We start from the raw sequence: 19,372 nt of genomic DNA on the forward strand, positions 1-19,372 counted from the left end.
TTTCCCTTTCCGGCGGTTCCGACTCTATCAGATCCTTTCGGGCCTGATTCCCAGTCAGAGGGGGTTGCCTTCCCGGCCGCTCGGCCGTTCCGACGAGTGAGACTTTAGCGGAATCCTGGTCTCCGACGCTAATCGGGTCGCGTCCGTTCGAACGCGGATTCCTCATTTCGCAAAAGCGCACGGAAAGCGAGGCGACAGCAAGTCGCTCGCTTGTTGTGGATCTTGCGGATTGGCTGTCCGGGGCCGACCGGAGTCGGTGCTCACGTCGAACAACCCGGAGAACACTACGGATCGACGATTCGCGTGTCAACCCGCGGCCGAGGGCGTAGCCTCTACTCATGACTACGCGTGCATGCTTCCTTCAGTGGTGGGCCGCCTGACGGCGGCCGGCACTGATGCATGCACCCAACGGCCGCCGCTCTCGGCGGCCGTTCGTGTTTCCCCCTCCGGGAGGCCGGTCGCTGGTCGCGGCGGCTCCGACAGGAGAGGGAGACGAACGGATGAAGCGGACCTTCAGTGGGGTCAAGCCGACCGGGCATCTGACGCTGGGGAACTACCTCGGTGCCGTGCGGCAGTGGGCCGAGGTGGATCAGCACCGGTCGGATGCGCTGTTCAGCGTCGTGGATCTGCATGCCCTGACCGTCGAGCACGATCCGGCACGGGTGCGGAGACTCAGTCGGCAGGCGGCGACGCTGTTGCTGGCTGCCGGGCTGGATCCCGAGCGGTGCACCGTATTCGTACAGAGCCATGTGGACGAGCACGCCCGGCTCTCGTACCTGTTGGAGTGCACCGCCACGGACGGCGAGATGCGGCGCATGATCCAGTACAAGGAGAAGGGTGCGCAGGCGCGGGCCGCCGGCGAGACCGTGCGGCTGTCGCTCCTGACGTATCCCGTGCTGATGGCCGCGGACATCCTGGCGTACGCGACCGACGAGGTCCCGGTCGGTGACGACCAGGCCCAGCACGTGGAGCTCACCCGGGATCTGGCCGTGCGGTTCAACCAGCGGTACGGCCATGTCTTCACCGTGCCGAAGGCGACGCATCCCCGGGTGGCGGCTCGGGTGATGGATCTCCAGGACCCGACGTCGAAGATGGGGAAGTCGGCGGAGGGCGGGGCCGGGGTCGTCTATCTGCTGGACGACGCGGACACCATCCGGCGCAAGATCATGCGGGCCGTGACGGACAGCGGGCAGGACGTCGTCCACGACCGGGAGGCCCGTCCGGGGGTGGCGAACCTGCTGGAGATTCTTTCCGCCTGTGAGAACGGGAACCCGGAAGCCTTGGCCGGTGTATATGAGTCGTACGGCGCACTCAAGAAGGACACGGCCGAAGCGGTGGTGGAGCTGCTGAGGCCGTTGCGGGAGCGGCACGCGGAGCTGGCGGCCGATCCGGCGTATGTGGATGAGGTGCTGAGGGCGGGGGCCGCGAGGGCCCGGGGCTTGGCCCGTCCTCTGGTGGATCGTGCCTATCGGGCGATCGGGCTGCTTCCGGCCGGCTGACGGAAGGCTGCCCGGTGGTCGCGCGGGCTGTGGCGAGGTGGCCGACGGTGTGCCGGCCTGTGGTCACCTCGCTGCCGCAGTCCGAAAGGCGCGCGGTCTCAAGGATGAGGTGATCTGAGGGATGGGGTGATCTGAGGTGGGGTGATCTGTGGGTTCGAGGAGTTTCCGAGCTGCCGCGACGCGCCGGCGCGGACCACAGCCGTGTCGCTGCACGACGGTGGGTTCGTCACGGTGGCGATGACGCGGGCGCTGGTCGCCGCCGCGGGCGGGTGAGCCTCAGCCGTTGCCGGAGGCGAGCTCGCGGCTTCGGTCGCGGGCCGCTTCCAGGGCGGCGATGAGGGCGGCGCGGACGCCGTGGTTCTCGAGCTCGCGAATGGCACTGATGGTGGTGCCGGCCGGGGAGGTGACGGCTTCGCGGAGCTTGACCGGGTGCTCGCCGGAGTCGCGGAGCATCACGGCGGCGCCGATCGCGGCCTGGACGATCAGGTCGTGGGCCTGGGACCGGGGCAGGCCGAGGAGGATGCCGGCGTCGGTCATGGCTTCCACGAGGAAGTAGAAGTAGGCCGGGCCGGAGCCGGAGAGCGCGGTGGCGGCGTCCTGCTGGGACTCGGGGACGCGGAGGGTCTTGCCGACGCCGCCGAAGATCTCCTCGGTGTGGGCCAGGTGTTCGGCGGTGGCGTGGCTGCCCGCGGAGATGACGGACATGCCTTCGTCGACGAGGACGGGCGTGTTCGGCATGACACGGACGACGGGGGTGTTGGGAGCGAGACGGTCCTGGATGGTGGAGGTGGTGATTCCGGCCGCGGCGCTGATGACGAGACGGTCGGCGGAGATGTGAGGGGCGAGTTCGTCGAGGAGTTTGTTCATGTCCTGGGGCTTGACGGCCAGGATGAGGATGTCGGCGCGCTTGGCGGCGTCGGCGTTGGTGACGGCTTCGACGCCGTAGCGGGTGCGGAGCTCCTCGGCGCGTTCCGCGCGGCGGGCGGTGACCAGCAGAGTGGAGGCGGGCCAGCCGGCCCTGATCATCCCGCTGAGCAGGGCCTCGCCGATCTTGCCGGTGCCGAGGACTGCGACTGTCTGGGTCATGCGGGTCACCTCGCCGGTGGGGATGTGCTCATTGCGGTACGTGGATGAGTGATCCATGTACGGCAACATCCTCGCACCGGTGAGGTGGAAGCGTCGGAGGTGTCCGATGGGCGGTCACGCGGTGCGACGGCGGAGCGTGGCCGCGCCGAGCGAGAGGACGAGGAGGGCGCAGGCGCCGACGACGAGGACGTCGCGGATGAAGTCGGCGGTGACGTCGGTGTGGTGGAGGACTTCGTTCATGCCGTCGACGGCGTACGACATGGGCAGGACGTTCGAGATGCCTTCGAGGACGGGCTGCATGTTGTCCCGGGCGGTGAAGAGGCCGCAGAGGAGGAGCTGCGGGAAGATCACGGCCGGCATGAACTGGACGGCCTGGAACTCGGAGGCGGCGAAGGCGGAGACGAACAGGCCGAGTGCGGTGCCGAGCAGGGCGTCCAGCAGGGCGACGAGGAGCAGCAGCCAGGCCGAGCCGATGACGTCCAGGCCGAGGAACCAGAGCGCGAGTCCGGTGGCGAGGGCGGACTGGATGACGGCGAGGAGACCGAAGGCGACGGCGTACCCGGCGATCAGGTCGGCCTTGCCGAGAGGCATCGCGAGCAGCCGTTCGAGGGTGCCGGAGGTGCGCTCGCGCAGGGTGGCGATGGAGGTGATCAGGAACATCGTGATCAGCGGGAAGATGCCGAGGAGCGAGGCACCGATGGCGTCGAAGGTCTGCGGGCTGCCGTCGAAGACGTAGCGCAGGAGCAGCAGCATCAGGCACGGCACGAGGAGCATCAGGGCGATCGAGCGCGGGTCGTGCCGCAGCTGGCGCAGGACGCGGGCGGCGGTGGCGAGGGTGCGGGCCGAGTTCATCGGGCGGTCTCCTGGAGGGCGTTGGCCGTGTCGACGAGGTGGAGGAAGGCCTCTTCGACGGTTGCGGTGTCGTTGCGGCGGCGGAGGGCTTCGGGGGTGTCGTCGGCGAGGAGTTCGCCGTCGCGCAGGAGCAGCAGCCGATGGCATCGCTCGGCCTCGTCCATGACGTGGGAGGAGACGAGGATCGTGGTGCCCCGGTCGGCGGCGATGCGGTGGAAGAGGTCCCACAGGTCGCGGCGGAGGACCGGGTCGAGGCCGACGGTGGGTTCGTCGAGGACGAGCAGTTCGGGTGTACCGAGCAGGGCGACGGCGAGGGAGACCCGGCTGCGCTGGCCGCCGGAGAGGCGTCCGGCGAGAGCGTCGGCGTGGTCGGCCAGGTCGACGTCGGCGATGGCCTGGGTGACGTGCCGGCGGCGGCGCTCGGTGGCGGCGCGGCCGGGGTCGAGGATCGCGGCGAAGTAGTCCAGGTTCTGGCGGACGGTCAGATCGTCGTAGACGGAGGGGGCCTGGGTGACGTAGCCGATACGGGAGCGGAGGGAGGCGTCGCCCGCGGGGCGGCCGAGGACGTCGAGGGTGCCGGTGACCTTGGCCTGGGTGCCGACGACGGCCCGCATCAGGGTGGACTTGCCGCAGCCGGAGGGGCCGAGGAGGCCGGTGATCTGGCCGGGTGGGACGTCGAACTCGAGGTTGCGCAGGACGGGTCGGGTGCCGCGGACGACGCTGAGGGCGCGGGCGTGGACGGCCGCTGTCGGCGCCTGCCCCGGTGGTTTATTCATCATGCGATGAATAAACCACCGGGGTCGGATGGGCGTCAAGGTGCGGACCGGGGGCGATCTGCGCCCATCCGCCCTGCCTCGCGGGACGATTGCGCGGAAACCACCTGAAGCGGGCGGCCGGTGGAACGGACAGCTTGTTCCTCGAGAAGACGGGGGTGAGGGTTCGTCGGCGTGGCCGGGCCGGATCAGGCCGTCGTGACGAGGTCGCGTGGGCACCCGCGGGATGCGAGAGCGAGCGCAGCGCGCTGTGGACCGCGGCAGGGCGGGAGGGTTCGCATGAGAGACCGGCCGCCGCGGCGAGGTCGGTGTTCGGGACCAGCGAGGCCGCCCGGACGGCCTCGTCCGCGTCCACGGCATCGGGGTGCGCGAGGGGATGGCCCTGCGATCCGTACGCCCCGCGCCGTCAGGATCGTACGAACGTGGTCCCGGCCACGGGCCGCTTGGGACGAGGCGTTCAGGAACGGGCGAGGGTGACGGTGAGGTCCACCGCGAACGACTCCTCCACCACCCCGTCCGGGAACCGCTCAAGGAGGTGGGCACGCTCGTCGGCCAGGACGGGGGCGGCGGCCTCGGGCCCGATCGCGGCGAAGTAGGAGCGGCTGCCGAGGTGGGCGAGATTGAGGTCGAGAGGAACGCGCCGCGTCCAGTGCAGCCGGCGGTGGACCGGCGCGAGGTCGGGGTCGAGGCCACGGATGATTGCGGCGGCCTGGTAGGTGACGCCGTGGGCGTGGTACCCGGGGAGACGCCGGGCGAGCCGGGCCTCCTGTTCCCTGGTCCAGGTGACGTCCGGGTCCGGGACGTTCCACCAGAGCGCGAGGGCACCGTGCGGGCGGGCGAGGACACGGAGGGCCTCCGGGACCGAGCGCGCGGGGTCGGTCCAGTGCCAGGCCTGGGCGTATGTGACGAGGTCGGCGCTGCCCGCGGCGAACGGCAGCGCGTCGCCCACGGCCCGCACCAGCGGTACGCCGGGGAGCGCGCGGCGCAGCACTGCGGCCATGGCGGGGCCGGGCTCCACGGCGACGACATGGGCGCCGCGCTCGTGCAGCAGGCGGGTGGCGATGCCCGTACCGGCGCCGACGTCGACGACGCGTGAGCCCTTGAGCGGGCGGCCGGTCAGCTCCTCGACCGCGTCGCAGAGCGCGGGAGGGTAGCCGGGACGGGCGGCTTCGTACTGGGCGGCGACGGAGTCGAACGAGAGAGCTGTGCTGAGGGCGTCGGGCGCAGGCCGGCCGTCCGGTGCTCGCTCGGCATCAGGCAAGGACTCGAAGTCGGGTGCAGGCTGCTGGGCGGGCGCAGGCGTCATGCCCCTCATCATGACGCGGGCATGGCTACTTGCGCTTCGTGTTCCGCTTCGGCTTCTTCCGGGCCGCGGGGTTGCCGGCGCGCGTGCTGCGGCGCTTCTCGTACTGCGCGCGGGCCGTCTCGTACTCGCCGCGCCGCAGCTTCTCCCCCGGCGCCTCGGTCAGCGAGCGGAAGAAGTAGGCGATCAGCGCACCGATGAAGCCGATCATCCGCAGGCTGCGCAGCGACTCGTCCCGGGCCGGGTCGGCCGGGCGCCGGGAGAAGCCCTCCCATGTCTTGCGGAAGGCGACGGCGCTGCACACCGCGAACATGACCACCACGAGCGCGTTGACGAAGCCGCCGGTCTCGGCCGTCTCCAGGCCCTGGTACGCGAACCGGAGGACGAGGCACCCGGCGGCCGCCGTGGCGAGCGAACCCACGGCGACGCCGGCGCGGCGCAGGCCGTAGCCGCCGTCGTGGTCGACCCAGGTGGTGCCGAAGAACCGGATCTCCTCGGGCTGCGGGCCGGTGCGGAGCGCGCCGGGCTCGCCTCCGGTGCCGCCGGCGGTCCCGCTGCCAGGGCCTGGGCCGCTTTCGGCTGCGGCACCGGAGGCGCGGCCGCTGTTCGGGGTGGCTTCGTGGTTCTCGCTCACGGAGCCGATTATCCCTGTCCCGCCCCGGGCGCCCGGGGCGGGACAGGGGCCCGGGGTCAGGAGCAGCGCACGGCGACGTATCCGTCGCTGCCCGTGTTCACGTACGCGTCCGCGACGTACTCGCCGTTGGCGATGTTGTCCCAGAGGTTCGACGTGCCGTACGGGCCGGTGACCCTCTCACCGGGCTTCTGGCAGTTGATCGGCACGCTGACCCCGTACGTCAGGACCCGGATGAGCCGGTACGAGGTGCCGGGGCCGCCTCGGACGTTGAGCCGCACACCGGGAGCCACCGGGTAACGCCTGACCCCCAGCGACTCGGCGGCCGCCGCGGTCCCCTCGATCTCTTCGCTCGCTCCCGCCTCTTGGGCGGCTTCGACCTCTTCGGTCGCTGTCGTCGCCGTGGTCGCTGTCGTCGGCGTGGTCGCTTCGGCTTCTTCCAAGGCCATGGGCCCTCCCCCGTGATGATGAGCACTCTGCGCCGCGCAGGCTAGCAACCCCCGACGGCCCTGTACGCATCATCGACTAGGCTCCGTGAGTCGCTCTTGCGGACGAAACACAACGGGGGTGGGCCGTGCCGCCGGTGAGCAGTGCCGGGCAGGTCCCGGAAGCGGAGCATCCGGAATTCGCCGGGCGCTACCGGCTGGAGGAGTGCCTGGGCTCGGGCGGAATGGGTGTCGTCCATCTCGCCACCTCCGCCTCGGGGTTGCGTCTCGCGGTCAAGGTCGTGCACGCCGCGTATGCGGCGGATCCCGAGTTCAGAGCGCGGTTCCGGCAGGAGGTGGCCGCGGCCAGGAGGGTCAGCGGCGCCTTCACCGCACCGGTCGTGGACGCGGATCCCGAAGCGGAACGGCCGTGGATGGCCACGCTGTTCATCGACGGCCCGACGCTGTCGGAGCGGGTGAAGCGGAACGGCCCGCTGGACGCCGCAGAACTGGCCCGGGTAGGCGCTGGGCTCGCCGAGGGCCTGCGTGACATCCACCGCGCCGGTGTCGTGCACCGCGATCTGAAACCGAGCAACGTGCTCCTCGCGCACGACGGCCCGAAGGTCATCGACTTCGGTATCTCACGCCCCACGGACAGCGATCTCCGCACGGAGACGGGCAAGTTGATCGGCACGCCACCCTTCATGGCGCCGGAGCAGTTCCAACGTCCACGCGAGGTCGGCCCCGAGGCCGATGTGTTCGCGATGGGCGCGGTGCTGGTGCACGCGGCCACCGGCAGGGGACCGTTCGACTCCGACAGCCCGTACATCGTGGCCTACCAGGTGGTGCACAACGAGCCGGACCTGGCGGGCGTGCCCGAGGGACTGGCCCCGCTGCTGCTGCGGTGTCTGGCGAAGTCGCCCGCGGAACGCCCGACGCCCGACGAACTGATGGCCGCGCTGCGGCCGTTGACGCAAGGATCCGGCTCAGAGGACACAGCCCCGTTCATACCGGCACAGCGGCGGCCCACGGGCGCAGCCACCCCTCCCACGCCGCCGGCCGTCGCGACGCCGTCCCCCCGTCCGTCCAAGACGTCCAAGTCGCCCAAGACGTCCGAGGCGTCCGAGGCGTCCGAGGCGTCCATGGCGCAGAAGCGGCGGGTCCGCTGGGCTGCCGCCGCCGTCGCGGTCGCCGCGCTGGTCACGGGCGGGATCCTCGGCCTCCGCGCGGCTCTGAAGGACACGGCCCCCACGAGCACACCGGACAGCAGGACCGCAGAGACGTTCCGCCCGTGGTCCGTCCCGCTCCGGGAAGGCGGCGGCGAGAACAGGACCCCCGTCTGCACGCACGCCCCGGCGAATGCCCCGGCGGACGCCGCGACGGACGCGGCACTGTTCTGTACGGCTCCGGGGCTCAAGGCGGCCCGCCTGAACCCTGCCGACGGCGACATCACCTGGTCGGTCAAGGCCACCGGCGAATCCGCCGACAGCGACGTGGACATGCCTCCGACCCTGTCCGGCGGGCTCGTCCATGTGAACGCGTCCGACGGCGCCGGCGGCCGCCGGCTCGAGGCGCTCGATCCGGCCGACGGCAGCGTGCGCTGGAGCACCGGCATCTCCTCGTACCCCTCGGTCGCGTACGCGGGCGACACCGTGCTGCTCGTCGCGAACGACGGGAAGGTACGGGGCCTGGACGGCGCGACCGGGCAGGAACGCTGGACCGGACGGCGCGGCGGCCCCGGCACACAGTGGGTGTCCGCGCCCGGCGCCGACGGCCCGGCACTCGCCGTCACGGGCTCGGCCGACGGCCGCACCAGCCGGGTCACGGCCGTCGATCCGGCCACGGGGACCGTGCGGTGGGAGAAGCGGCTGAAGGGCCGGCTCACTCCCGTGGGGGTCTCGGGCGATGCCTTGTTCCTGCTGTCGGCCGACGCCGAGGCCTACACGTCCGCCGTGGTGCGCCTGGACCTGACGGACCGTTCGGTGCGCCGGGTACCGCTGCAGACACCTGTCGACCAGGCGCAGGCGGCGGTCCGCGGGGACACCGTCTATCTGGCCGGGTCGGGAGGTGCGTTGCTCGCCGTCGACACCCGCCCGGGCACGGACGCCCGCACCGCCCAGCTCTGGCGGCTGGAGACGTCGGTGACCCGGGTGTCCCGTCCGGTCGTCTCCGGCGCACGGCTCTATGTGACGGCGGCGGACGGCAGGCTGCTGGCGGTGGACGCGGAACGAGGGGCGCTGCTGGGCCAGACGAAGCCCCGTATGGACGACGGTCGTTACACCTTCGCGCCCATGCTGCCCGCGCCGGTCGCCGCTTCCGGCACGGTCTTCGCGACCGCGCCGGACGGCTCCGTCTTCGGCTTGGAGGCCACCGCCCCGGCGCACTGGTGAGGTGAGCGTGCCGGGCGGCGGCGACCGCCGTCAGCCCAGCTGTGACACGTCCCGCACGGCGCCCTTGTCCGCGCTCGTCGCCATGGCCGCGTACGCGCGCAACGCCGCCGACACCTTGCGCTCGCGGTTCTTCGGCGCGTAGACCCCGCCGAGTGCCTCGCGGCGCGCGGCGAGCGTGGCGTCGTCGACGAGCAGCTCGATCGAGCGGTTCGGGATGTCGATACGGATGCGGTCGCCGTCCTCGACGAGGGCGATCGTGCCGCCCGACGCGGCCTCCGGGGAGGCGTGGCCGATGGACAGGCCCGACGTACCGCCGGAGAAGCGCCCGTCGGTGACGAGGGCACAGGCCTTGCCCAGGCCGCGGCCCTTCAGGAAGGACGTCGGGTACAGCATCTCCTGCATACCGGGGCCACCGCGCGGGCCTTCGTAGCGGATGACGACGACGTCGCCCTCCTTGACCACCTTGGAGAGGATCTTGTCGACCGCCTCGTCCTGCGACTCGCAGACGACGGCGGGACCCTCGAAGGTCCAGATCGACTCGTCGACGCCGGCGGTCTTCACGACACAGCCGTCCTCGGCGATGTTGCCCTTGAGGACGGCCAGACCGCCGTCCTTGGAGTAGGCGTGCTCGACGGAGCGGATGCAGCCGCCCTCGGCGTCGACGTCCAGGGACTCCCAGCGCTCGGACTGGGAGAACGCGGTGGCGGAGCGGACGCAGCCGGGGGCCGCGTGCCACAGCTCGACGGCCTCGGCGGACGGCGATCCGCCGCGGACGTCCCAGGTCTTGAGCCATTCGGCGAGCGACGCCGAGTGGACGGTGTGGATGTCCTCGTTCAGCAGCCCGCCGCGGTAGAGCTCGCCGAGGATCGCGGGGATGCCGCCGGCCCGGTGGACGTCCTCCATGTAGTACGTGCCGCCGGGGGCGACGTTCGGCGCGACCTTGGCCAGGCACGGCACACGGCGCGAGACGGCGTCGATGTCGGTCAGGTCGTAGCCGAGCTCGGCCTCCTGGGCGGCGGCGAGCAGATGGAGGATGGTGTTGGTCGAGCCGCCCATGGCGATGTCGAGCGCCATGGCGTTCTCGAAGGCCTCGCGGGTGGCGATGTTGCGGGGCAGGACGGATTCGTCGCCCTGCTCGTAGTACCGCTTGGTGATCTCGACGATCGTGCGGCCCGCGTTCTCGTACAGCGCCTTGCGGGCGGTGTGGGTGGCGAGGACCGAGCCGTTGCCGGGGAGCGCGAGGCCGATGGCCTCGGCGAGGCAGTTCATGGAGTTGGCGGTGAACATGCCGGAACAGGAGCCGCAGGTCGGGCAGGCGTTCTCCTCGATACGGAGGACGTCCTCGTCCGACACGTTCTCGTTGACCGCGTCCACGATGGCGTTGATCAGGTCGAGCTTGCGGACGGTGCCGTCGACGAGGGTGGCCTGACCGGCCTCCATCGGACCGCCGGAGACGAAGATCGCCGGGATGTTGAGGCGCATGGCGGCCATCAGCATGCCGGGGGTGATCTTGTCGCAGTTGGAGATGCAGATCAGCGCGTCCGCGCAGTGCGCCTCGACCATGTACTCGACGGAGTCCGCGATCAGTTCCCGGGAGGGCAGCGAGTACAGCATGCCGCTGTGGCCCATCGCGATGCCGTCGTCGACGGCGATCGTGTTGAACTCACGGGGCACCGCGCCCGCCGCCAGGATCGCGTCGGAGACGATCCGGCCGACCGGGGCGAGATGGGTGTGCCCGGGCACGAACTCGGTGAAGGAGTTGGCGACCGCGATGATCGGCTTGCCGATGTCCGCGCCCGCTACGCCCGAGGCTCGCATAAGGGCACGGGCGCCCGCCATGTTGCGGCCGTGGGTGACTGTGCGGGACCTCAGCTCGGGCATCGTCGCTCGCTCCTTCAGGCAGATATGGCTGTTGTCGAGCCTACGCCGCTGCTCCAAGATCTGGACTTCTTGTCCGGAATGCGGGACGGAGGTCCGCCTTTCGGTCAACCCTTCGGTCAGCCTTTCGGTCAGCTCCGGGACCTGCTCTCCCCCTCCTGCCGACCGTGCCCCGGCGGCGCCGCCGGCCTCACTCCTCCGTGAGGTACCGCTGCAGCGTCGGCGCGACCAGTCCCACGATGTCCTCAGGATCCGCCGAGGCCAGCGGCTCCACCTGGATCACGTAACGCAGGATCACGATGCCGATCATGTGCGAGGCGGCCATCTCGGCACGGAACTTCGGGTCCGGTACGTCCAGCTCCGCCGCCACCCGCTCCAGCAGCCGTCGCAGCACGAACCCGCGCAGCACCTTCGCCGCCGCCTCGTGCGTCATCGCGGAGCGGATGATCGCGAGCAGCGGGGCGCGTGTCGCGGGACTTTCCCAGACCCCGATGAAGAACCTGGCCAGCCGCTCCCCGATGCCTTCCGTGCCCTCGCCCAGGACGGCCGGGATGACGTACGCCGGCTCGAAGGACACCTCGATCGCGGCGGCGAAGACCTCGTCCTTCGTGCCGAAGTAGTGGTGCACGAGGGCGGGATCGACGCCTGCCGCCTTGGCGATGCCCCGGACGGACGTCTTGTCGTAGCCGCGCTCGGCGAACTCCGTACGGGCCGCTTCGAGGATGCGCTCACGGGCGCCGGGGCCGGTGTCCGCCTCCTTGCGGGCGGGGCGGCCGCGCCGTCTGGGTGCCGCGCCGGTCATGATCCGCCCGCGCCCGCCGCACCCCTGGTGCCCTTGGCGCGTCCGGCACGTCCGGCACGTCCGGCCCGTCCGGCACTGTCGAGACCGTCGGCACCCCCGTCACCCTGCGCCGACGCGTTCGCCGACGCCAGGTGCAGCCGGGTGAAGGCCAGCGCTTCCGCGAGATCGGCCTCACGTTCCGCGGCGGACATCGCCCGCCGGGTGTTGACCTCGATGACGACATGGCCGTCGAACCCGGTGCCCGCGAGGTGCTCCAGCAGCTCCGCGCACGGCTGGTCACCGCGTCCCGGCACCAGGTGCTCGTCCTTCGCCGAACCCTTGCCGTCCGCGAGGTGCACGTGCCCGAGCCGGTCGCCCATCCGGTCGACCATGGCCAGGGTGTCCGTACGGGACGTGGCCGTGTGCGAGAGGTCGATCGTGAAGTGCCGGTAGTCCTCTTTGGTGACGTCCCAGTCGGGGGCGTACGCGAGCATCTCGCGGTCGCGGTAGCGCCACGGGTACATGTTCTCGACCGCGAAACGCACGTCCGTCTCGTTCGCCATCCGCCAGATGCCGGAGACGAAGTCGCGGGCGTACTGCCGCTGCCAGCGGAACGGCGGGTGGACGACGACGGTCGACGCACCGAGCTTCTCGGCGGCCGCCTGCGCACGCTGCAGCTTCACCCAGGGGTCGGTGGACCAGACACGCTGGGTGATCAGCAGACAGGGCGCGTGGACGGCCAGGATGGGCACCTCGTGATAGTCGGAGAGCCGGCGCAGTGCCTCGATGTCCTGGCTGACGGGGTCGGTCCAGACCATGACCTCGATGCCGTCGTAACCGAGGCGCGCGGCGATCTCGAAGGCCGTCGCCGTCGACTCCGGATAGACGGAGGCCGTCGACAGGGCGACCTTCGCATCCGGGATGCGCACCACTGGTTCTGCCACGAGGGACAGATTACGGGCCCGCATCAGAGGCCGGGGAGGTGGTCCAGGCGCCGGAGGATGACGCCCTCGCGCAGCGCCCACGGGCAGATCTCCAGCTCGTCGACGCCGAACAGGTCCATCGCGGCCTCCGCGACCAGGGCTCCTGCCAGCAGCTGTGCGGAGCGGCCCTCGGAGACTCCGGGCAGCGTGGCGCGCTGCGCCGCGGTCATCACGGCGAGCTTGGGGACCCACTCCTCCAGTGACGTACGACTCAGATCGCGCTGTATGTACAGGCCCTCGGCGGAGCGTGCGGCGCCCGCGATACGGGCGAGCTGCTTGAAGGTCTTGGACGTGGCGACGATGTGGTCGGGGCGCCCCGAACGGTTGAACTCACCGACCGTACGGGCGATCTGCGCCCGTACGTGGCGGCGCAGCGCCCGTACGTCCTCCGGGCCCGGCGGGTCGCCCGGCAGCATCGCGGCGGTCAGCCGCCCGGCACCGAGGGGCAGGCTGACGGCGATGTCCGGGTCCTCGTCGATGCCGTACGCGATCTCCAGCGAACCGCCGCCGATGTCCAGGACGAGCAGCTTCCCGGCCGACCAGCCGAACCAGCGGCGGGCGGCCAGGAAGGTGAGACGGGCCTCCTCCTCGCCGGTGAGGACCTGGAGGTCGATTCCGGTGACGGCCTTGACCCGGGCCAGTACGTCGTCGGCGTTGGCGGCCTCGCGGATCGCGGAGGTCGCGAAGGGGAGGACGTCCTCGCAGCCCTTGTCCTCGGCGGCCTGCACGGCATCGTCGAGGGTCGCGATCAGCCGGTCGACGCCGTCGACGCCGATCGCTCCCTTCTCGTCGAGCAGTTCGGCGAGGCGCAGCTCCGCCTTGTGGGAATGGGCGGGCAGCGGCCGGGCTCCGGGGTGTGCGTCCACCACCAGCAGGTGCACTGTGTTCGAACCGACGTCGAGGACTCCGAGTCTCATGTACGGAACGCTACTGCGGTGACGCGCATACGCTTGACTCGTGCCAAAGACGAAAAAGGCGAAGCAGGACAAAGCCAAGCCGACGAAGCCGGATGTCAGCTCTCCGCCCCCTCAGACCGCTGCGGACGCTCAGCCCTCTCGGGAGGCTCAGCCCTCTCGGGACGCTCGGTCGTCTCGCGACGCTCGGTCGTCTCGGGGGTCCGCGCGCGCCTCGCGCGCCGAACCCGACGAGAAGGGGCTGGACTTTCCCCGTGCGTGGGTCGAGTTCCCGGACCCCGCCGACGACGAACAGCTCTTCCGCTGTGATCTGACCTGGCTGACCTCGCGCTGGACCTGCATCTTCGGCAGTGGCTGCCAGGGCATCCAGGCCGGCCGTGCGGACGACGGCTGCTGCACGCTCGGGGCGCACTTCTCCGACGAGGAGGACGAGGAGCGGGTCGCCGGGCATGTGGCGCGCCTGACGCCCGAGCTGTGGCAGTTCCATGAGGTCGGCAAGGAGTCGGGGTGGGTCGAACTCGACGAGGACGGGGAACGCCAGACCCGGCGCTGGGACGGCTCCTGCATCTTCCAGAACCGGCCGGGCTTCCCGGGCGGCGCGGGCTGCTCGCTGCACATCCTGGCCCTGAAGGAGGGCCGCGAGCCGCTGGAGACCAAGCCGGACGTGTGCTGGCAGCTGCCGGTCCGCCGTACGTACGACTGGATCGAGCGGCCGGACGAGACGCGCGTGCTCCAGGTCTCGATCGGCGAGTACGACCGCAGGGGCTGGGGCCCCGGAGGTCATGACCTGCACTGGTGGTGCACTTCGGCGACCTCGGCGCACGGCGCGGGCGAGCCGGTGTACGTGACCTACCGGCCCGAGCTGACGGAGCTGATGGGCAAGGCGGCGTACGACGTGCTGGTGGAGCTGTGCGAGGCGCGGCTGGCCTCGCAGCTTCCGCTGGTCGCTCCGCACCCGGCGGACCCGGCCCAGGCCGGGTCTGACAAGACCTAGCCGCCCCCGTAACCGCCGGCCGGGCCCGCGCGGCGGGCGACCGGGGACCGGCGAGCGGCGGCCGTGGGGAGAAACGCTTCGTCAGCCGGGCGGCGCCGGGGCCTCGCTCAGTGAGGTCGCGGACGGATCCGTCGAGGACGGGGGCGGGTCCGTGGGCGGCGGAGGCTCCGAGGACGAGGGCGGCTCCGTCGAGGACGGGGGCGGTTCCGAGGACGGCGGAGGCTCGGAGGAAGGCGGCGGCTCGGACGACGGCGGGGGTTCCGACGACGGCGGCGGCTCAGAGGAAGGCGGCGGCTCGGACGACGGCGGGGGTTCCGAGGGCGGCGGGGTCTGCGGCGTCCCGTCGCCCTGGATCCGCAGGACCGTTCCGGCAGGGTCGATGCCGACCCGGGCGCTCCACGGACCGTCCGGTTCCGCGGCGTGGTTCACATGGATGTACACGGTGACCGACTCCCCGGGGCTCAGCGTGCCGGCGGTGCGACTGGCGTAGAGCCAGGGCGCGTCCGTCCACAGGGACCAGGAGACGGGGGCGCCGCCCGAGGCCGTGAGGCTGATCATCGTGGAGTCGCCGTAGGGCTGCGCCTCGACGGTGAGGCGGCCGGGGCCGTGGCCGGCGGCGGACGGGGAGCCCGGCGGGAGGCCGGCGCTGATGACCTCGACGGTGACTCCGCCGGCCCCGGGGCTCGGAAGGCCGCCGACGCCGAAGCGGGGGTCGGACTCCTGGCGTGCGTTCCCCGCGTTCTCGTAGTGGTCGTAGGGGGCGCCGTCCAGGCTCTGTGTCTCGTCCGCCTCGCTCGCGGAGAACGTGGAGCCGTCGCGCGCCTCGCCGATCGGCGGGGCGCCCCGGTACGCCGCCCAGAGCGCGAGCACGGGTGCGGCGACAACGGTCGCGACCACGGTGGTGGTGACCGCGCGGGCCCGCAGTCGCCCACGCCGGGCCGCGTGGTCCTTCGGATCCATGGGGAAGCCGTCGCGCCCGAAGCGGGGCTCCGCGGTACGGGACCGCGGGACCCGCAGCATCGCCACGTACGCCTCCGAGCGCGGCGCCGCGACCAGCGGCAGTGCCGCGGGACTGACGGTCGAGCCGGGCCAGGGGCCCGACGCGCCCGCCCGCTCGGCGGCGCGACGGCAGCGCGGGCAGTCGTCGACGTGCCGGACGAGCTCGCGGCGGAGCGTCGCGGAGAGCAGCACCTGGTGGTCGCCGGTGAGTCGGGCGACGGCGGGGCAGTTGCCGGTCTCGACGACGGCGAGCGCCGCGCGGGTGCGCTCCACCTCGCAGGCGGCGGAGGAGAGCAGCTCACGCGCGGTGAGCGGCTCCATCCCCAGGACGGCCGCGACCTCGGCCGGGCCGAGCTGGTGCCGGACCGCGAGCTCCAGCGCCTCGCGCTGTTCGGGGGTGGTGCCGGCGGCCTCGGGCCAGGCGAGCCTGGCGAGCTCCGCGCGGTACCGCTCCGCGGCCTCGGCGGACACCGGGGGCGCGGCCTCTTCCGCTCCTGCCGCCGACGGGGCGGTGTGCGCTCCCGCCCGGCCGTGAGGCGTCCCCGGGCGGCCGCTGTGCGCGCCCCCGGTCTGACGCCTGCGACTGCGCTGCTCGCTGAGCGCGCGCAGACAGGCCCAGCGGGCGAGTGCGTACAGCCAGGCCTTCTGCCGCTCCTCATCGCCGGGACGGCGCCCGTGCTGTCGCTCGGCGATGGCCAGGACCTCACCGAGAACGGCCGTGGCGGCGTCGTGGTCGCAGAGGACGGACAGGCAGTACGTGAACAGCCCGTCCAGATGGGCCTCGTAACGCGCGGGCGGGGTCTGCCCGAGGGTCGCCCGAGGTGCACGGCGCTGTGCCCGGTGTGCGCCGGTGGTGTGCGCTGGGTGCTCCGGCATGCTGCTCATCACCCGGCGACCGTAGGCAGCGGATGGCACACCCTTCGCGGCACTTGAGCACATTTAATCCTTACGGGTGAACGTATCCCTCGAAAGAGATCAAGAGCATTTGCCCGTGCGCGGGTGACTGTGCTTACCACCCTGGTCTATGCGCCACGCATGTGCGGGCGTCCCGCCAGGCACCCGTGACCGTCTTGTCAGTGCCTGCCGCTACGGTTTCCGCATGGCTGCCCGTACGAAAACCGCCAAGGACAGGCCGTCCTACCGCTGCACCGAATGCGGCTGGACGACCGCCAAATGGCTCGGCCGCTGCCCCGAGTGCCAGGCCTGGGGCACGGTCGAGGAGTACGGGGCGCCCGCCGTCCGTACGACCGCCGTCGGTCGCGTCACCAACGCAGCGCTGCCCATCGGCCAGGTCGACGGCCGGCAGGCCACCGCCCGTACGACCGGTGTCGCCGAGCTGGACCGGGTGCTCGGCGGTGGGCTGGTGCCGGGCGCGGTCGTGCTGCTCGCGGGCGAGCCGGGCGTCGGCAAGTCCACGCTGCTGCTGGACGTGGCGGCGAAGGCGGCGAGCGACGACCACCGCACGCTGTACGTCACGGGCGAGGAGTCCGCGAGCCAGGTCCGGCTGCGCGCCGACCGGATCAACGCGCTGAACGACCATCTGTATCTCGCCGCCGAGACCGATCTGTCCGCGGTCCTCGGCCATCTCGACGCGGTCAAACCCTCGCTGCTGGTCCTGGACTCCGTCCAGACCGTGGCCTCCCCGGAGATCGACGGGGCGCCCGGCGGGATGGCCCAGGTCCGGGAGGTCGCGGGCGCGCTGATCCGCGCCTCCAAGGAGCGCGGCATGTCCACGCTGCTGGTGGGCCACGTCACCAAGGACGGCGCGATCGCGGGCCCGCGGCTGCTGGAGCATCTCGTCGATGTCGTGCTGCACTTCGAGGGCGACCGGCATGCCCGGCTGCGGCTCGTGCGGGGCGTCAAGAACCGTTACGGAGCGACGGACGAGGTCGGCTGTTTCGAGCTGCACGACGAGGGCATCACCGGGCTCACCGACCCCAGCGGCCTGTTCCTCACCCGGCGTGCCGAGCCCGTCCCTGGCACCTGCCTGACGGTGACGCTGGAGGGCCGCCGTCCGCTGGTCGCCGAGGTGCAGGCGCTGACCGTCGACTCGCAGATCCCCTCCCCCCGGCGCACGACCTCGGGCCTGGAGACCTCCCGGGTGTCGATGATGCTGGCCGTGCTGGAGCAGCGGGGCCGGATCAGCGCCCTGGGCAAGCGGGACATCTACAGCGCGACGGTCGGCGGGGTGAAGCTCTCCGAGCCCGCGGCGGACCTCGCGATCGCGCTCGCGCTGGCGTCCGCCGCCAGTGACACCCCGCTCCCGAAGAACCTGGTGGCGATCGGCGAGGTGGGCCTCGCCGGCGAGGTGAGACGGGTCACGGGCGTCCAGCGCCGGCTGGCCGAGGCACACCGTCTGGGCTTCACGCACGCCCTGGTCCCGTCCGATCCGGGCAAGGTCCCGCCTGGTATGAAGGTCACGGAAGTCGCCGACATCGGGGACGCATTGCGGGTGCTCCCACGGGGGCGCAGGGCCGAGGCCCCACGGGGTGAGGAAGTCCGCCGCTAGCCGACCGGGCCGCGCCGGGGCGATGGTCATCGGCCCGCGACGCCGCCCGGGCCTGGCCGGGGTCGCTAGACTTTGCCCTGGTCTCGCCCGTCCGTACGAGCCGGAGGAGTGCAGTGGCAGCCAACGACCGGGGCTCAGCACCCGGAAAGTCAGGCGGAGGCCCCGGGGGATCCGGCACGGAAGCGCTCATGCGCGCCTCGCTCAGTGCGGTCGCCCCGGGCACCGCCCTGCGTGACGGCCTGGAGCGCATTCTTCGGGGCAGCACGGGCGGTCTGATCGTCCTGGGAATGGACAAATCGGTCGAATCCATGTGCACGGGCGGCTTCGTGCTGGACGTGGAGTTCACGGCGACGCGACTGCGCGAGCTGTGCAAGCTCGATGGTGCGCTGATCCTCGACAAGGACATCACCAAGATCCACCGGGCGGGCGTACAGCTGGTCCCGGACGCGTCCATCCCGACCGAGGAGACCGGCACCCGGCACCGGACCGCGGACCGTGTCTCCAAGCAGTGCGGCTTCCCCGTCGTCTCCGTCTCACAGTCGATGCGGCTCATCGCCCTGTACGTGGACGGCGAGCGGCGCGTCCTGGAGGAGTCCGCGGCGATCCTGTCCCGGGCGAACCAGGCGCTGGCCACGCTGGAGCGCTACAAGCTCCGGCTGGACGAGGTCGCCGGTACGCTCTCCGCGCTGGAGATCGAGGACCTGGTGACGGTCCGCGATGTCACGGCGGTCGCGCAGCGCCTGGAGATGGTGCGCCGCATCGCCACGGAGATCGCGGAGTACGTGGTGGAGCTGGGCACCGACGGGCGGCTTCTCGCCCTCCAGCTCGACGAGTTGATCGCCGGGGTCGAGCCCGAGCGCGGACTCGTCATCCGCGACTACGTCCCGGAACCGACCGCGAAGCGGTCCCGTACGGTGGACGAGGCACTCACCGAGCTGAACGACCTGACGCACGCCGAGCTGCTGGAACTGCCCATCGTGGCCCGCGCCTTGGGATACAGCGGCTCGCCGGAGACGCTCGACTCCGCGGTCTCCCCGCGCGGTTACCGGCTGCTGGCGAAGGTGCCCCGTCTGCCCGGAGCGATCATCGAGCGCCTCGTGGAGCACTTCGGCGGTCTGCAGAAGCTCCTCGCCGCCAGCGTCGACGACCTCCAGACGGTCGACGGCGTGGGCGAGGCGCGGGCCCGCAGCGTCCGCGAGGGGCTGTCGCGCCTTGCGGAATCGTCAATCCTGGAGCGTTACGTCTGACGACGTCGGACGTCGGAGGTCCGACGTCGGAGGTCAGAGCTCGGACTGCCGAGGGTCCGGCGTCCGAGGCCGGCCGTCGGGTGCCGGACGTACCGGACCGACCGTCCG

The 19,372-nt window shown here is 71.7% G+C and carries 16 protein-coding genes; 5 read left to right on the forward strand and 11 right to left on the reverse strand.

The annotated features are described in order from the left end of the window. Positions 1-500 precede the first annotated feature (500 nt). Positions 501-1,499 (forward strand): tryptophan--tRNA ligase, encoded by a 999-nt coding sequence (gene trpS, locus ACIQMR_RS04200; RefSeq protein ID WP_401382707.1) that lies wholly within the window; start codon positions 501-503, stop codon positions 1,497-1,499. A gap of 276 nt (positions 1,500-1,775) precedes the next feature. Here the strand turns inward: trpS and proC are convergent, their stop codons facing one another. From proC to ACIQMR_RS04230, 6 genes are all read right to left on the reverse strand, one after another. After that, entirely contained in the window at positions 1,776-2,585 is an 810-nt protein-coding gene (gene proC / locus ACIQMR_RS04205; protein ID WP_401382709.1) for a pyrroline-5-carboxylate reductase, read from the reverse strand. A 114-nt stretch (positions 2,586-2,699) separates the two neighbouring features. Then, the gene (locus tag ACIQMR_RS04210; RefSeq protein ID WP_401382711.1) at positions 2,700-3,437 is read right to left on the reverse strand and encodes an ABC transporter permease; all 738 of its coding nucleotides are present in this window, start codon (positions 3,435-3,437) and stop codon (positions 2,700-2,702) included. Beyond that, entirely contained in the window at positions 3,434-4,216 is a 783-nt protein-coding gene (locus ACIQMR_RS04215; protein ID WP_401382714.1) for an ABC transporter ATP-binding protein, read from the reverse strand. The genes ACIQMR_RS04210 and ACIQMR_RS04215 overlap by 4 nt, the downstream gene beginning before the upstream one ends. A 451-nt stretch (positions 4,217-4,667) precedes the next feature. Further along, complete coding sequence (locus ACIQMR_RS04220) at positions 4,668-5,516, reverse strand: class I SAM-dependent methyltransferase (protein WP_401382716.1); 849 nt, start codon at positions 5,514-5,516, stop codon at positions 4,668-4,670. Positions 5,517-5,541: 25 nt separating this feature from the next. Further along, a complete protein-coding gene (locus ACIQMR_RS04225) occupies positions 5,542-6,147 on the reverse strand; it encodes a hypothetical protein (RefSeq protein ID WP_401382717.1) in 606 nt (201 codons plus the stop codon). A gap of 56 nt (positions 6,148-6,203) precedes the next feature. Next, positions 6,204-6,593: a hypothetical protein gene (locus ACIQMR_RS04230; protein WP_401382720.1), complete on the reverse strand. Its 390-nt coding sequence runs from the start codon at positions 6,591-6,593 to the stop codon at positions 6,204-6,206. Between the two features lie 125 nt (positions 6,594-6,718). Here ACIQMR_RS04230 and ACIQMR_RS04235 point away from each other — a divergent pair, with 125 nt between their 5' ends. Continuing rightward, positions 6,719-8,959, forward strand: coding sequence for a PQQ-binding-like beta-propeller repeat protein (locus ACIQMR_RS04235; protein ID WP_401382721.1), 2,241 nt, complete (start codon positions 6,719-6,721; stop codon positions 8,957-8,959). Between the two features lie 30 nt (positions 8,960-8,989). Here the strand turns inward: ACIQMR_RS04235 and ilvD are convergent, their stop codons facing one another. From ilvD to ACIQMR_RS04255, 4 genes are all read right to left on the reverse strand, one after another. Further along, the gene (gene ilvD / locus ACIQMR_RS04240; protein ID WP_340370011.1) at positions 8,990-10,840 is read right to left on the reverse strand and encodes a dihydroxy-acid dehydratase; all 1,851 of its coding nucleotides are present in this window, start codon (positions 10,838-10,840) and stop codon (positions 8,990-8,992) included. Between the two features lie 187 nt (positions 10,841-11,027). Further along, positions 11,028-11,639 carry a TetR family transcriptional regulator gene (locus ACIQMR_RS04245; protein WP_401382723.1) on the reverse strand — a complete coding sequence of 204 codons (612 nt, stop codon included), beginning with the start codon at positions 11,637-11,639 and terminating at the stop codon, positions 11,028-11,030. Beyond that, entirely contained in the window at positions 11,636-12,562 is a 927-nt protein-coding gene (locus tag ACIQMR_RS04250; RefSeq protein WP_401382725.1) for a sugar phosphate isomerase/epimerase family protein, read from the reverse strand. Before ACIQMR_RS04250 ends, ACIQMR_RS04245 begins: the two co-directional genes overlap by 4 nt. 23 nt (positions 12,563-12,585) lie before the next feature. Next, positions 12,586-13,518 (reverse strand): Ppx/GppA family phosphatase, encoded by a 933-nt coding sequence (locus ACIQMR_RS04255; protein ID WP_401382726.1) that lies wholly within the window; start codon positions 13,516-13,518, stop codon positions 12,586-12,588. Between the two features lie 238 nt (positions 13,519-13,756). Here ACIQMR_RS04255 and ACIQMR_RS04260 point away from each other — a divergent pair, with 238 nt between their 5' ends. Then, positions 13,757-14,509: a hypothetical protein gene (locus ACIQMR_RS04260; RefSeq protein ID WP_401384039.1), complete on the forward strand. Its 753-nt coding sequence runs from the start codon at positions 13,757-13,759 to the stop codon at positions 14,507-14,509. Positions 14,510-14,590: 81 nt separating this feature from the next. Here the strand turns inward: ACIQMR_RS04260 and ACIQMR_RS04265 are convergent, their stop codons facing one another. Continuing rightward, on the reverse strand, positions 14,591-16,384 hold the full coding sequence (locus ACIQMR_RS04265; RefSeq protein WP_401384040.1) for a hypothetical protein: 1,794 nt from the start codon (positions 16,382-16,384) through the stop codon (positions 14,591-14,593). Between the two features lie 223 nt (positions 16,385-16,607). Between ACIQMR_RS04265 and radA the strand changes: the two genes are divergently transcribed. Both radA and disA read left to right on the forward strand, forming a co-directional pair. Continuing rightward, a complete protein-coding gene (gene radA, locus ACIQMR_RS04270) occupies positions 16,608-18,017 on the forward strand; it encodes a DNA repair protein RadA (RefSeq protein ID WP_401382729.1) in 1,410 nt (469 codons plus the stop codon). A 113-nt stretch (positions 18,018-18,130) separates the two neighbouring features. Next, a complete protein-coding gene (gene disA / locus ACIQMR_RS04275; RefSeq protein WP_266381223.1) occupies positions 18,131-19,264 on the forward strand; it encodes a DNA integrity scanning diadenylate cyclase DisA in 1,134 nt (377 codons plus the stop codon). The last annotated feature ends 108 nt before the right edge of the window (positions 19,265-19,372 follow it).

This window comes from Streptomyces sp. NPDC091376 (assembly GCF_044757085.1).
Lineage (GTDB): Bacteria > Actinomycetota > Actinomycetes > Streptomycetales > Streptomycetaceae > Streptomyces > Streptomyces pratisoli.